Raw genomic sequence first — 15,986 nt, 5'->3', positions numbered from 1 at the left:
TTATATCGCTGCTTCAAACTGGCTATTATACAATTCCGCATAAATTCCTCTTCTTTCCATCAACGAAGTATGTGTACCGCTTTCCACAATATCCCCATCCTGCAAGACCAGTACCACATCTGCATTCTTAATGGTGGAAAGCCTGTGTGCAATCACAAATGACGTTCTTCCTGACATCAGTCTGTCCATCGCTTTTTGAATCCAGAGCTCTGTCTTTGTATCCACGGAACTTGTAGCCTCATCTAAGATGAGTATTGGTGCATTTTTTATCATTGCCCTTGCAATCGTAAGCTGCTGCTTCTGACCCACGGACAGCGAAAGCTGCTCATTCAGCACAGTATTATATTTTTCCGGCAGTGACTGGATAAAATGATAGATACCCACCGCTTTACACACATTGTCTAATTCTTCCTCTGAAATATTTTCTTCCGTATAGATAAGATTTCTGCGAATCGTATCTTCAAAAAGCCACGTATCCTGAGGAACCATGCAAAACTGTTCATGAACATCTGCCCTGGTCAGATCATAAATGGACACATCATCCAGCAGAATGTCTCCTGCTGTGATTTCATAAAACCGCATCAGCAGCTTGATAAGGGTTGTTTTCCCTGCACCCGTAGGGCCTACAATCGCTACCTTCTGTCCTTTTTTCACTTGCAGGCTAAAGTCCTTTATGACTGCATGCTCGGAATCATCATACTGGAATCTTACATTCCGGAAGCACACATTTCCCTCTGCCTTCAGACAATCTTTTGTGTTTACCTCTTTCTTCATTTCCTCCTCATCCATCAGATTAAAGATTCTTCTGCCAGAGGCAACCGCTGACTGCATACTCTGCACTGCTTGGGCAATCTGTGAGAGAGGCTGGGTAAACAGCTTTACATACATCGTAAAGGATATAACCAGACCAAAACTAATCTCTCCCTTTATTACCAGCACAGCACCTATAATGCAGACCGCAGCATAACCAATATTCCCCATAAAAAGCATAAGGGGCATCATTAACCCTGAAAAAAACTGGGCTTTGTACATGCTCTCACGCAGAGCACGATTATATTTGCTAAAACGTTCTTTCATATAACCAGCATGATTATAAGCTTTCACAGTCAAATGACCGGAAAATGCTTCTTCCACATGCCCGTTTATTTTTCCGAGATATTCCTGCTGTCTGTCAAAATATTTTTGTGAGTTCCCTGTAATAACCGCCGTAAAGGCAAATCCCACAATCGTTGTAACAATAGCCACTATACTCATTATTACATTACTTCTAAACATCATGACCAGACAACCAATGAACAGACTTATGGCACTGGCCAGATTACCAATACTCTGGTTTAGCCCCTGCCCCAGCGTACTTGTGTCATTTGTTATTTTCGACAGTACCTCGCCGACCGTATTCTTATGAAAATACCCCAGAGGCAGACGGTTCAATTTATGGACGCTGTCACTTCGAAGAGTCTGCGTAACTTTCTGACTTATCGTCACCGTGACAAAATTCTGTACGAAAGTCATCAGAATATTGATCAGATAAATAACAGCAAGGACAATAGCTGTTGTTTTCATCGCCCGCATATCAATATTTCCTGCGATGCCTTTCGCTATAATATCTGTCATCCTTCCCATCCAATCCGGTACCAGCAACTGCATAAACGCGCTGATTGCCGACACAGCTATGATTATAAAAAAGGCTCCTTTAAAATGAATGCAATATTGAAAAAGCCGTGATGGTTGTTTTTCCTTCCTGCCCTTTATTGTTTTAGGCATAAGCTAATTCCTCCTGTGATAATTGTGAATGCGCAAATTCCTGATAGACCTCACAGCTTTTCATAAGCTCATCATGGGTACCGCAGCCGGCAATCCTTCCATTTTCCAGAGCGATAATTCGATTGGCTTTCCTGATTGTACTGATACGCTGCGCTACAATGATTTTCGTCGTATCTGCCATTTCTGTCTCCAACATAGCGCGCAGCTTCCGATCCGTCTTATAGTCCAGTGCGGAAAAAGAATCATCAAAAATCAGGATTTCCGGTTTTCTCGCAACTGCCCTGGCAATTGCCACCCGTTGTTTCTGCCCGCCAGACAGATTCCCCCCGCTCTGAGCCACATAGGAATCTGCTTTATCCTCCAAGGTTTCTATAAAATCAGTAAGCTGTGCAATTCCTGCTGCTTTTTCCACGTCTGCCCCTTCTTTTCCAAAGGAAATATTGGAACGTAAAGTCCCTTCAAATATCATCGCCTTTTGCAGGACATAACCGATTTTTTCAGTCAGCGAATTTGCGTCATATTTCTTCACATCCATACCATCCACCAGAATCTTCCCTCCGGTTACATCAAAAAATCTTGGAATCAGATTTACAAGTGTTGTTTTACCAGCTCCAGTAGCTCCTATAATGGCTACCGTTTCCCCTTTTTCAGCTTTGAAGGATATGTTTTCCAAGGCATTTTTCTCTGTCCCCGGATAGCAGAAATCCACATTTATGAACTCTACTTTGCCCTTTTTGTCAATAGGCGCTTCCTTTTCTGTTCCATTCTGCAAAGATAATTCCTTCTCTATGACAGCATTAATTCGCTTTGCCGAAACCTGGGTAACCGGGAGCAATAAGAATATGGTAATTAGCAGCACAAAAGCCAGCAATAATTGAGCCGCATAAGCAGAAAAAGCAACCATATCAGAAAACAATGGCAATTTATCTGTACTCGCGGCACTTTGTATCATCATTGCCCCGATCACATATACCGTCAGAGCCAGAAAATTCATGGTCATGGTAATGACCGGAAGCTGCATTCCCAAAATCCGGTTAGCAAACAAGGAATGCCTGGTTAATTTCCGATTGATATCATCAAATTTTTCTTCCTGACTGTTTTCTGCATTATAGCTTCTTATCACTTCAAGACCTGTCAAATTTTCTCTCGCAACTCGATTCAAATCATCTGTAAGCTCCTGAATAAACTGAAATCTGGGAATTGTCAGCAAAATAAGAACTCCTACAGCAATAATAATAAAGACCACTGCAATCCCTGTAACTACAGACCACTGCCAGCTTTTATCCAGAATTTTTACAATTGCCCATACTGCCATGATCGGTGCCTTAAACAGCATCTGCAAGCCCATTACTGTAAAGGATTGAATCTGCGCAATATCATTTGTGGAACGTGTTATAAGGCTTGGGACTGTAAATCCATTGATTTCCGTAAGGGAAAAAGACTGCACTTTCTCAAACAGCTTCAGTCTGACATTGGCAGACAAATCCGAAGAAATTCTAGCTGCAAACCATGCAGTCAAAGCAGCACTCACAAAGCTTCCCATTCCGCACAGCAGCATCTTCATCCCGGCAATCACGATTCTTTGGATATCACTTTCAAGCTGCACTAAGGTTGTGATTTCACTCATATAATCAGGAAGCTTTAAGTCAAACCACACCTGAAGGATAATTGCACCTAAACATGCTATTATATAAAGGTACTCTCGTTTTTCTAAATACCTTAATAACTTTATCACGTTTACTTGGCCTCCTTCCCATATTCCAAAATCATTCTTTCATAGCCTTTCAGCCGCTCTGCCTCCAGCACTTCTGTAAAAATAGGATTATGCAGCATCTCTATGATATCCTTTTCCAGCTGCTGATTGTTCTTGATATTTGTGATCCCAATGTCTGATTTTGAATCCCACTCTTCCAATTTTGTAAAAAACTGATCTCCTTGCAGTCCCAGACCCTGCTTCATAGAAATCTGCTCACTGTGAATAAATTTTTTGATATATTTATACGCTTCCTTTTCTATTTCTTCCGGCTTCAAACTTTTATATTTTTCCTGATTATTTTTACATTCTTTCAAAAGCAGACATAAGCTGATAGTAACATAATAATAATACCCGGATGCAAATTTCGGATTTACTTTTTCTATTTCAAAACATCCAAGCACCCTATCCAAACGATGAATGGTTTCAAAAGTCAGCTCTGAATCCTCCGAATGCAAAAGCAGGAAGTTCATCCCATGACTTACCAGCATGATAATATTTTTATACATCTCTACCTGTAAGGTTGCATCTGCTTCTTCTTTATTCCCAACCTCTATATAAGCGAGAGACAATAAGTAGCCCTTATTCTGAAAAGAAGATTTTTTTATGCTGTCTTCCAGGTCAGATATTACCTCTGCTGCTTTTCCTGTAATCAACGCAGTAATCTCTTTTACCGTAATCACATTATCGCAGATAATCATATCCTGACAGTTTTCTAAAATATGATTACACAATGAAATAATCTTTTCACCTGCTGCAAGCTGGCTTTCTTCATCCGGAGCAAGTGAAATATGAGATTGCCATAATACAGCCATATACAATAAAAAGGGGTAGCAGGTATAATACTCTTTTACCAGTTCCTCGCTTTTATCGAATGTACTTTTAAAGCCTTTTTCTACAAATTCCCTGGCCAGTTCTTCATAGATTGCACGTATTTGTTTTTCATCAAGCTGAGGTTCATAACCCATCAGTTCATCGATTGTCACATCAAAATAAGCAGCCAGCCGTGGTAAAAGCTGAATATCCGGCATGGTATAACTCATTTCCCACTTCGATACAGAAGCCTTCGTAATTCCCAAAAAATCTGCAAGCTGCTCCTGCGTTATTCTTTTTTCCCGTCTTAACCTAACAATATTTTCTGAAATGTTGATTTTATCCATCTTTGTACACTCCTAATTCTTCATGCCTTCATTCAGAAATAGCAAATGCAGGCCGCTCAGTACCATTCAATTACCATTACTGCTATTATCAATTACAATTCCTGCTACTATCATACCAACTTGTAACAATATAATACAATGGGTTAATATGATACTTTGAGTTGTTTTGTATCTTGTTACGATACCTCTAAACATCAAAAATGCTTTTGCCTAAAAGCCGTAACTTTTAGCAAAAGCATAAAAATTGGATTCACTATATATAATTTTCAAACACCGGTTCAATATATTCTTTCATTAATTTAATCCTATCCTTCGCATGTGGCATAGAAAGAGAAGCAATGGAAACCACCATTTTTTTCTTTGCATTGACGTAAATCACATTCCCCCCATCTCCCATAGCAGCATAAATATGTTCTTTATCATCAATAATCCACCACAGATAACCATATGACAGCTTATACTGGTTACATCTGCTATGTTCCTTTGTACTCTCTTCTATCCACCATGCCGGTACCATTTGTCTATCCTTCCACACTCCACCATCTAAATATAGCTGGCCTATCTTTGCCATATCCATAGGTGTCAGCGAAAGTCCCCAGCCCGCTGTGTTTACTCCATTCCTGTCGGCAACCCAGCCTCTTACATTTTTTTCTTTATACCAGGCAAGCTGTTCCTCCTCATTGCGAAAAACTATATTGCCCGGAACATTAATTCCTAATGGTGAGAATACGTATTCTGTCGCAAAATCAATTACGGATCGCCCAGTTGTTTTTACCAGAATACCAGACAAAATATCTGGTCCTATAAGAGGAGTATATCTAAATTCTCCTATCTTTCCCTTACCTCCTAATAAATCAAGCGCACTCTTTACCCAGTCATCGCTTGTAAAATATTCTGTGTAGGGTTCTGCTTTATATTTATATGGAGCTGTCATTGTGAGCAAATCCTTAAGTGTTACATCCTGTATCGTTTTTTCTCCTCTTTTCACTGTATAATCCGGGAAAAAATCCAATACTTTCTGGTTGATGCTTTTTATATGACCCTTGTCTATTGCAATACCAATTAATATGGAAATAATACTTTTTGTTACTGAAAAAACATGTAAGGTACTGGCAGCAGTGCAATCATTCAAATAGTTTTCATATACTGTTTTACCGCCTTTCAGTACAATAATGCCTCCGATATTGTTGTAGCTTTTATTTATTATCCTTTCCATCTGCGTTTTTAAAGTCATTTCAGATACCTCCCTGTCCTGGAATTAGGATTGTCTATGAGCTGCTCCGGTGTTCCTTCCGCAATAATCTCACCGCCCCTATCTCCGCCTTCCGGACCAAGTTCAATAATATAATCACAGTTCTTTAAGACCTCTGTATTGTGTTCAATGACAATCACTGAATTTCCACTGGTAACCAGCTGATCTAATAGCTTTAGCAGCAATGCCGTATCATACAGGCTAAGTCCGGTTGTTGGTTCATCCAGCACATAGAGCACATTGCCCCCTCGCTGCCGGCCCAGCTCTTTGGCAAGCTTTACTCTCTGTGCCTCACCACCGCTTAAAGAAGAAGTGGGCTGACCAAGAGTTAAGTATCCCATGCCCATTTGCTCTAAGATACGCAGAGGCTTTACAATGCTGCACTGATCTGTAAAAAAGGAGCACGCATCTGCAATACTCATGTCTAATACATCAGTAATCGTTTTCCCCTTATATTCCACGAAAAGGCTATCTTCCTGAAACCGTTTGCCGTGACACCTCTGGCATTGCTTATCAACAGAAAAATCAGCGGTCAGGAAGATTCTTTCATAGCCGCTGCCACCACAGTCCGGGCATGCTCCTTTTGAATGGAACGAGAAATGTCCGGCACTCATGTTCCTTCTCTTTGCCTCCGGCTGAGCAGCAAAAAGCTCCCTGACCTTATCCCAGATTCCAATATAAGAGGCTGGCGTAGAGCTGGCACTTCTTCCAATCGGTTCCTGGGATATCTTTACAAAACAACTTATCCGTTCTACACCTGCTATACCGGTTGCATGACCTAATTTACCAGGAAATGCTTTATCAAATTTGCTTGCAAATGCTTTATTAAATTTGCTTGCAAATGCTTTATTAAATTTGCTTGCGCTGGCAAGACGTTTTAATAGTGTCCCTTCAATCAGAGAACTCTTACCACTCCCGGATAGCCCGGCAATCCCTACCATAGCATGAAGTGGGAATGCTACTGTTAAATTCTTTAAATAATGGGTACCTGCATGTTCCAGAATCAGGCTGTCTTCTTCATCAAAGCTACGCTTTCTGACCGTCCGTTCCGGCATTAAACATTTACCGGAAAGATACTGACTAAGCAGAGTGTCCGCTTTCCTGTATTCTTCATAATCACCCTGGTAAACTACAGTTCCTCCTTCTACACCAGCCTTAGGACCAATCTCAATCACATGGTCCGCTTGACAAATCATCTCTTTATCATGCTCTACCACAATCACTGTATTGCCAATGTTCCTTAATTCCTTTACCGCTTTGATCATGATTTGCTTCTCAGACGGGTGTAGTCCTGCCATCGGCTCATCAAAGACATAGATCAGAGAATCCAGCCCTGACTCCAGGTGGAGATGGAGAAAGATGCGCTGTACCTCGCCGCCGCTTAACGATGACATCTCCCGGTAAAGAGTCAAATGTCCCAAGCGAAACTGAATCAGATGCTTTATTTTCCGCCTTACATGTTTTACAACGTTCTTACTAAACTGGGATAGTTCCTCGTCCAATATCCCATCCAGAAAATCAAGAAGACCTGTCAGTGTCATCTGTCCCAGTTCACCAATCTGCTTTCCATGAAGAAAGACTTCTCTGGCATCATCACTGACCCTTTCCCCATGACAATCCGGACATTCTGTCTTCGCATAGATTTCCTCTACATCCTCGCCCTTTTCATAAGCATTCTTAAGTATCCGCTCCAGACAATAGCTTTGTTTGCCGTTGTCATATGTTCCATAGACCACTTCGTCCCTAATATCTTCCGGAAGCTGCCAGAATGGGGTCCCAAAATACATATCATATTTCTTCTTTAGAATCCGTAAGAAACCGGCGGTTACTTTAAGGTTTTCATAGACCTCTAATAGCGTTGTTGTTTTATCAGGGATTAACTGTTCCAGATTGATATCATAATAAGCACCTCTTCCCTGGCAGTTAATACACATGCCATCAGCCGTTGTATAGAGAAATGCACTGGGGGAAAGATGTTCCCTCTCCTCCTCCAAAGCTTTTCCATCACTGGCATAAATGAGCGCCAGCTGATTTAGTATTCCGGTCTTTGTGCCCACTGTAGAACGGGGATTGCTCTGTCTTATGGTATTCTGGTGCACCGCCACCGCTGGGCCAATTCCTTCTATCGTGTCGAACCGATCTTCGTTATCAAGTCCAGCCAGAATGCCAATCGAGCGTAGATATTGGTTTTTGCCTTCTTCAAATAAAATATCAAATGCAAGACTGGATTTTCCGGACCCGCTGATACCTGTAATGATTACTAATTGTTGCTTAGGAATCGTTAGATTGATATTTTTTAGATTATGGATTCGTGCCCCTTGAATCTTGATTTCTTCCATATGCTCACCTCTGAATTGATTTGCAGCATATTAGAAATGAATGGGCTCAATGGGGACGTAGATGTCCACCTCATGGATAGGACTCTCACCTTCAGAGGGAATGTTTCGATACACTTCAAATGGATTGTAGTCTCTTGGAACATACCCGCTGCCCATAATCCACTCCTGATACATATAATTCCATGCATCACTGTACTGCTCCTTCCTAATCTGAAAATGTCCGACCGCATACAGACCGCCTTCTAAATTCATCCTCCCAAGGATTCCGTCTTCCTTAACTTTGATGTCTTCCGGCACCGTCAGACACAGACTAGTCCGAAACTGGCTCTCTTCTCCGAATTCCGGGTTGTCATGATACATGGCAAGGACCCAGTTCTTATCCTCAACAAGAAGGTGTTGTTCCTTCGCATAATCAAATAACGCCTGCATCAGATGCACATACTCTTTTGCCAATGTCTCATAAGTGCCCGTATGCCTGACATAAGCAACCTGTTTCTCTTTCAGGTTTTCTATCGTAATCTGCCCGGTAACAGGATATGGATTGCCTGCCCATTCTTTCTTTGCTGTACTCTTATTGTACTCAGACAAAAGATAAGAATCTTTGCGATTCTTGCTATATTCCTTCCGGTATTCTCTTGGACTGACTCCAAAGTAATTCTTAAATGCCCGGGAAAATACGGCTGAATCCGAAAGTCCAAGTTCATAAGCAATATCCGTCATATTCTTATCTGTCCGGTGTGCCAGCAAAAACAGTGCCCTCTCCATTCGAATTCGATTCACATAATGGGCTAACGGCTCATGCAATATGCCCTGAAAAATACGGCTGAAATGATATTTGGAAAATCCAGCAGTATCAGCAAGCTCTGTGATGGATAGGGACTGTCCTAAATGCTGCTCGATGTAATCCTGCACTTTATGAATTCTTCGTAGGTACTCTATCTGACACTTCTGATTTGTCATATGCCCCCTCCTGTTACTGTTACTGTTACTGTTACTACCAGTATACCAGAAATGCTAATTCTTTACTAATTAATCTTAATTTACTAATTTACCAGCCTTTTAACTACATTTTTTACAGCATCAATCCTGTCTCATCCAACTTCTCCAAAATAACCAAACTATATCCTGTCAACGCAACCTCACTTCAAAAAATCACCCCTCGATATGTTCTCACAAACACATACCGAGGGGTAAAATCAAGACAAATTATCGACTTTTATATTACATCATTATCAAATCTGTATCATCAACTCTTCCAGAATCTCACTTTTTTGGTATCAGCACCAGGGTTTTGATATGCCTTGGAAGTTCAAAAAAGATGACCTTTGTATCTGGTAGCCTCTTGGCGGCAGAGAATTTCAATTACAAGAAAGCATAAGCATCGCCATGAAAAATCACAGCTCCAAGCTTAGGCTGCCTTCCTCCGCTCCCAGCATCTGCTCGATAAACCTTTCCAGAACTTTCATTTTATTTTCAAATACTCCTGCATCTGGGCTGAAATAGTATTTGTGCAAATAATCTCCTATTCCTAAAACAAGTATTTCCAGCATTTCTCCGGAATACGGCATGCTCCAGATGCCTTTTTCTACACCTTCATTAATCAATCTCAGAAATATAGGAGGAATGAGCTCATTGGCCTTATCTGTAAGTTTATGATGTATTATTGCATTTTCATCTCTATGCAGGTCAGCAGCAAAATTCTCATTTTTTTCTCCATACTTTAAAAGGAATTCAAGAAATAGCACCAGCTTTTTTTCAGTATTGAGGCTATTGTCTTCCATTAATTCATTAAGCGATACAGCGATTCTGTCCAGGTATCTTTCAACAACTGCGTTCAGCATTTCATACTTTGAGCTGAAATAGTAATAGAAGAGCCCCTGAGCAACTCCAACCTTTTTGACGATATCATTTACCGAAGTATTGTCAAACCCTTTCTCCATAAATAACAAGAGGGCTGTGTCTATTAACTCGTTCTTTCGCTCTTCGGGATATTTAGATATTCTTGTTATAATAAAACCTCCTACAAAATATTTTATTAATTTATTGTAACTCTCTGACTAGCATTCAGTCAATCAACACTTTTAATCAACAGCTGCTGTCAATATAATGCTTCGGGGATATCATCAAAAAGACCTGAGCAACAAGAATGCAGCCCGGGTCTTAAAGAAGTAATGAAAATATTTAAATAACTCATTTAAGTTTACACGATGTGAAGCCTGATATTCTGAAGAATTTCATCCAGTTCTCTGCTGTCATGATACTTTTTAATAAGACTCCAGTCAGGTTTTGTATAGGATTTTATTATTCCGCTTTTGTCCTTCGAAGCATTGTCAAGCCAATCAAACACTAAGTCTGTCATATCGCTTAAAGCTCCCATCTGGCAATGACTGGCCGCCCATCCGTCTTCTTCAATGCCGTATATCTTAAGTGAAAACGGACACCTTAGCTTGCTAATAAACTGCATGATTCCGACTGTTGTGACCAAATCGGTCTGCATGATTTCTGCTTCTCCCATAATCGACAGCACAGGGCATTCTATTTTATCGGAAAGTTCCTTGATATTGAAAGGCTCCCATGCGTTCATAAGCTGGCTTATTGTTGCATCAGGTATGCCAAACACCCATCTGTAATGGTTGGCAAAGGCAGCTAATCTTGGCTCAGCTTTTTCCATCATAGCAAACATAGAATCTCTGACTTCCGGTGCGGCATTTTGAATATCCGGAGGCAGGACAGCTTCATAGGCTTCGTTCACGTCCACAATCGGGCCTCCTGAGAGTACGCATGCTCTTATTCTTTTCTCAAATGCAACTGCACGCGATGCTAACATAGTTGATAAGGAAAATCCCATCAGGCATATATTATCGGGATCTACGTCATTGCGCTGTAAAAGGTAATCCACTGCAGCTTTTAGTTCTTCTTCCCATTCTACATGCAGGGGCAAATCCGGGTTCAGCTGCAATGCGCTCCACTGTCCGGGACCTTCAAACGTAAGGCAATTCCAGCCCCTTTCCGCGGCAGTGAATCCCATCCAGTGAAATGTCTCTTCATTGCACGAGTCGCCTCCATTAAGCGCTATCAATGTGGGTCTCTTAGCCGCGCCTGCCGGATCTGCTGAAATGTAATATCCCGGAAGGGTGGATTTGCCAAAAGGAATTCCCACGATTTCGACTCTTGATGCACAGCACTTTAATGCCTTATGGAACAGTTCACGGTTCAGTGTCAAGTATTTGAAAAGGCGTTCGTCGGTAGGCGGCAGTGAAAACATTGCCGTCCTGTAATAATTGCTCGCTCTGAAATATGCGTTGCGGGCTGAAATCTCCTGTCCGGATTTATCAGCTTGTTCCGCATGATGAAAGACCTTTTCCGCAATTTTTTCCCATTCAACTACCCAGGTTTCGTCGCTGTCGTCCTGAGCCCTCTCCAAAGCCAAAAGGCACTCGTTAATTTCAGCACCTCCGGTTCCTGCAACCATCAGTGAGCGTACAAATCTGAATGCGAGTGTCCCAATATCCATGTCCAAGAAATCAAGCTTCATAATATCCATCTCCTTTATAATTTATGATGCTGTTATTATACCTCACTGACTGTTAGTCAGTCAATAACCAAATTAACTTATTATTAAAATAATAGCGGCTTTGCTTTTCAATTATTGCAAAGCCGCCGCTAAATCTCTCAAATAAGGTTATATTACTATAAATGGAAAAAGGTTGAGACTCCTGAAAAATTAATATCCAGCAGACTCCTTAAAAAATCTGGTTCCTACGCACCTTCGCAAGCCATTCTCTACTGAATCAAATAACCAGTTGCAAAGACTGATATCTTCTTCGTTTGCATCATAAAAGCTGCCTGCAACACTTAAAGTATGCGGAGATGTTCCTTTCTTAGAATCAAGTGAATAATCCGATATAAAATAGTAATAGTTATGATAATTTGCCGATAATTTTTTCGTGGAGTTAAGCATTTGTTCTGACCAAATATATTTATACTCCGAATCATCCATCTGAACTCCATTCAATCTCTTTTGGAAATTTATAAGCAAGTTGTCATAAAGGGTATTCGACTGTAAAAAAGTTATATTAGGATAGGCAGCGGCATCGTAAGACAATGCCGTAGTAATAATATCTGATTTTGGTTCATAGCCAAAGGTGTTTACAAAATCCGCATTCCAGTAGGAATCAACAATGTCTGCCCATCTATCGGTATTAATATAGGAGCTGTCGGAATATTCGAAGATTTGAGCATTGTTTTCATGCTCAGCAATATATGGCGTCCAGAAAGCTGCACCAAACCCTCCCGCACTTTCACCACATACGAATATTTTATCAGGCTCTGTAGCATTTTTAATAAACCAGTTTAAGCATGCAAGGACATTTGTCTTGCCGTTATGATACGAGATACAAGTTTTATTATTTTTTTCATATGTTACGGAATTATTCCCAATATGAAAATCGCCAGTGCTATAAGGAATATAGATAAAATTCCAGTCATTGAATGGATTCCTTTTGTTGTCGGCTTCTAGAATTCCCCCCATTGTGCTGACCTTATAAAACGGAATATTTGCAAAGTAGGTAAGGGCCTTTCCATGCAGCACACTGGAAATAGTAATAGGTGAAGCTGTTGATGCATCATCCCAATTCATCCCACCACCTGAAAAAAAGATAATCCAGTTCTTGCTGGTGCCTCTTTTGCTCAGCAGGTAATACTCTGAACCATCCCCTGATTTCACCGAACTGCCTAACGTAATTTTGTTCCATTTATTTAATTCAGTTTTACTAAAGTCATTGATTTGTGTTGGTCTTTTAATGATGAAGATAAATAGTATTGCTATTAAAACTAAGAAGAACGCTATAAATACGGATAATACTATCAATATTCTTTTCAGGATTTTATTTTTTATTTTCATAAATTCTCCACTATATCGTTTTATTCTAAATTAGTACGTTTAGGACAGGCTCCAAATTTTGCTTAAATATCATATAAGCTTATTATTTTAATTCATCATCAGAACTATACTCTCAACATGCGGCGGATATTCATAACGAATATTTTTCTTCTATATCGACGTTATCTTTAAATAGTGGATTAGCTTTTTCAGTAAATAATGTCAGCGTCCATTGAATAGTAACATCAAAATCATCTGGAGTAATTGCTGCAATCAAACATTTTTCCAGGGGAAACATAAAAACTAATTATATTTCCATATACTTGCTTCATATGGCCGTAGGAATGACGATGAATCCTCCGCATAATTCGATAGCAAACGAATCCCCTCCGGATATTTTGTTCGTTTCTTATTGGATGAACTCAAATTTATCTCAATATACAGCGTTTCTGTTCCATCCTTACGATAATAGGCGAATAGATCTTTTTCTTTTTGATTGATAAATAGTACCTCTCCATAATAAATGACCCTATGCTCCTTACGCAAAGTAATCAAGTTCTGAAAAAAACGAAGGATAGAGTTCTCATCTTGAAACTGCGTCTCCACATTGCAAATCTTATAGTCCTCATCCATCATAATCCACGGCTTCCCGGTAGAAAAGCCTGCATATTGCTGATTATTCCACTGCATTGGTGTTCTGGCATGATCTCTTGAACCGGCTAATATCTTTGAAAATGCCTCTTCTTTTTTCATGGTGTTACATAACTCATCATAAAGATTCAACGACTCCACATCACGAAGCTCCTCAATAGATTGAAAGTTTTGATTGATCATTCCAAGCTCTTGCCCCTGGTAAATAAATGGCGTGCCTCGTAGTGTAAGCTGTATTACAGCTAAAAGCTTACCCAGGACATTCCGATACTGTCGCTCTGAATTTATTTTAGAAATCATGCGTGGATTATCATGGTTTTCAAAAAACAGTGATGGCTGACAATGCTCCCCGTAATTTTCCATCCAGTTAATCATAAAGCTTTTTAAATAATTAAGATCATAATGATAATCATCAAAACGTGTACGCCCCGGCATTTCCAGATGATCAAAGGAGAATACCATATCCAGCTCCTTTCGATAATCAGCAGTCAATAGCTTGCTCATTTCCATTCCTATTCCGGGAGTTTCTCCAACCGAAAAAGCATTATAGGGGATAAACACCTTCTCTTTCATATCATGCAGATACTCATGGAGACGAGGTCCATAGAAATAATGTTCTACCCCCTTATATTCCATAAGCTTGCCAATACTTTCATTTGCTTCTGGCAAGCCACTGCGCTTAGATATATAATTAATAACATCCAAACGAAATCCATCTATACCCTTTTCCAGCCACCATTTTATCATATCATGAATCTCCTGGCGCAGCGTTTCATTTTCCCAGTTTAAATCAATCTGTTTCTTTGAGAATAAATGCAGTGCATATTGCCCACGTTCTTCTACATAGTTCCAAGCACTGCCACTAAAAAATGATGTCCAGTTGTTAGGCTGATCCTTAAAAATATAATAATCTCCATACTTGGAATTCGGTTCTTGAATGGCTTTCTGATACCACTTATGTTCATCTGAGGTATGGTTTACCACAAGATCCATAATAAGCTTCATGTCACGGTTATGAACCTCAGTTAACAGCTGATTAAAGTCCTCCATTGTTCCAAACTCAGCCATGATTTTATGATAATCTCTTATGTCGTACCCATTATCATCATTAGGAGAATCATAAATTGGTGAAAGCCAAATAGCATCGATACCCAACTCTTTTATGTAATCCAATTTACTTATGATACCCTGCAGATCCCCAATGCCATCTCCATTGCTATCTTTAAAGCTTCTAGTATAAATCTGATAGAATACAGCTTCCTTCCACCAAGCTTTTAGAATCATCTCATCATTGCCCTTTGCTGTTTCATGTTCCGTGTTTAAAAGTGTAAGTAATGTATCCACGAAACCTTCATCCAGCTGGCTTTTCAACAGCTTCGGTAAAACCTTTAGCCTTAAACTACCTATAATTGGATTGTTAACTGCTTTTTTGCTTATATTCATTTGTAAGAGCACTCGGTCAATAATGTCCCGACCAATTGGATTTGCATACACATCTTTGATACGGCTTTTTTTTGTTAGCATAGAACATCACTCCATCTTTATTAGGCTTAAATCCTATCTTTTCATAAAATCCTGCTGCTGTTTCCGTTTCGACCATAAATAAGCGTCTGATTTTATCTGTAATGGCGTTTTCTTTTCTTGCTTTATATATTGGCGGACCAAGGTAAATAACCCTCCTTAAAAGTATACCAGTAGACTTTTATCTACTGGTATACTATAAGCTATTCTCATTCAAATCTAACATCTATTGCTGAATCATACAACGGACAATCAAATTTATCCATCACGTCTATCATTTGATTCATATGTTGTTCTGTCATTCCATAGCAATCAATACGTGCAAATTGATTGGTCAGCATAAGTTCAAATGCTTCCGAACCCAATATATAGTTATTTTCATCTTCTTTTTCCCAGCCGTTATAAACCTTTTCAATTTCTGCTTTCACTAAATCTACCGGTATTTCAGCCACTTCTTCAACATATTCGGCATTTGAGAGTTTCTCATATATTTTGCTATGCTCGAATCCTTTATTTTTCTCCTTATATTTCCAGAAACTTAAATCACGTGCCATATTGGAACCTCCATATTTATATCTATTAATTGTTACATACGCACTTGTACTTTATCAAATGCATCACGACCTTTCGCCAAATCCGCTTTGTAAGCTTCCTATATGCTACT

Annotated in this window: 11 protein-coding genes; all 11 read right to left on the bottom strand. The window is 39.8% G+C overall.

What is annotated here, in order from left to right:
* The 11 genes from BUB77_RS25510 to BUB77_RS25460 all read right to left on the bottom strand — a co-directional run bounded on the left by BUB77_RS25510 (position 1) and on the right by BUB77_RS25460 (position 15,876).
* Complete coding sequence (locus tag BUB77_RS25510; RefSeq protein WP_073280005.1) at positions 1-1,764, bottom strand: ABC transporter ATP-binding protein; 1,764 nt, start codon at positions 1,762-1,764, stop codon at positions 1-3.
* Entirely contained in the window at positions 1,757-3,499 is a 1,743-nt protein-coding gene (locus tag BUB77_RS25505) for an ABC transporter ATP-binding protein (RefSeq protein WP_073280004.1), read from the bottom strand. Before BUB77_RS25505 ends, BUB77_RS25510 begins: the two co-directional genes overlap by 8 nt.
* Before the next feature lie 2 nt (positions 3,500-3,501).
* Positions 3,502-4,677, bottom strand: coding sequence for a helix-turn-helix domain-containing protein (locus tag BUB77_RS25500; protein WP_073280003.1), 1,176 nt, complete (start codon positions 4,675-4,677; stop codon positions 3,502-3,504).
* Between the two features lie 253 nt (positions 4,678-4,930).
* Positions 4,931-5,911, bottom strand: a complete 981-nt coding sequence (locus tag BUB77_RS25495; RefSeq protein WP_073280002.1) for a serine hydrolase domain-containing protein — start codon at positions 5,909-5,911, stop codon at positions 4,931-4,933.
* Positions 5,908-8,268: an excinuclease ABC subunit UvrA gene (locus tag BUB77_RS25490; protein ID WP_073280001.1), complete on the bottom strand. Its 2,361-nt coding sequence runs from the start codon at positions 8,266-8,268 to the stop codon at positions 5,908-5,910. Before BUB77_RS25490 ends, BUB77_RS25495 begins: the two co-directional genes overlap by 4 nt.
* 30 nt (positions 8,269-8,298) lie before the next feature.
* Positions 8,299-9,228: an AraC family transcriptional regulator gene (locus BUB77_RS25485; protein ID WP_073280000.1), complete on the bottom strand. Its 930-nt coding sequence runs from the start codon at positions 9,226-9,228 to the stop codon at positions 8,299-8,301.
* Positions 9,229-9,662: 434 nt separating this feature from the next.
* A complete protein-coding gene (locus tag BUB77_RS25480) occupies positions 9,663-10,232 on the bottom strand; it encodes a TetR/AcrR family transcriptional regulator (RefSeq protein ID WP_278277754.1) in 570 nt (189 codons plus the stop codon).
* Between the two features lie 236 nt (positions 10,233-10,468).
* Positions 10,469-11,803 (bottom strand): alpha/beta hydrolase family protein, encoded by a 1,335-nt coding sequence (locus BUB77_RS25475; RefSeq protein ID WP_073279998.1) that lies wholly within the window; start codon positions 11,801-11,803, stop codon positions 10,469-10,471.
* A 189-nt stretch (positions 11,804-11,992) separates the two neighbouring features.
* Positions 11,993-13,171, bottom strand: a complete 1,179-nt coding sequence (locus tag BUB77_RS25470; protein WP_073279997.1) for a pectin acetylesterase-family hydrolase — start codon at positions 13,169-13,171, stop codon at positions 11,993-11,995.
* A 282-nt stretch (positions 13,172-13,453) separates the two neighbouring features.
* Positions 13,454-15,325, bottom strand: a complete 1,872-nt coding sequence (locus tag BUB77_RS25465; protein WP_139241322.1) for an alpha-glucosidase — start codon at positions 15,323-15,325, stop codon at positions 13,454-13,456.
* Between the two features lie 206 nt (positions 15,326-15,531).
* Positions 15,532-15,876, bottom strand: a complete 345-nt coding sequence (locus tag BUB77_RS25460) for a hypothetical protein (protein ID WP_073279996.1) — start codon at positions 15,874-15,876, stop codon at positions 15,532-15,534.
* Positions 15,877-15,986 lie beyond the last annotated feature (110 nt).

Source organism: Anaerocolumna jejuensis DSM 15929, from assembly GCF_900142215.1.
Lineage (GTDB): Bacteria > Bacillota > Clostridia > Lachnospirales > Lachnospiraceae > Anaerocolumna > Anaerocolumna jejuensis.
Note: the sequence above shows the minus strand (reverse complement) of the source record. Positions and strands in the feature narration are given on the sequence as shown.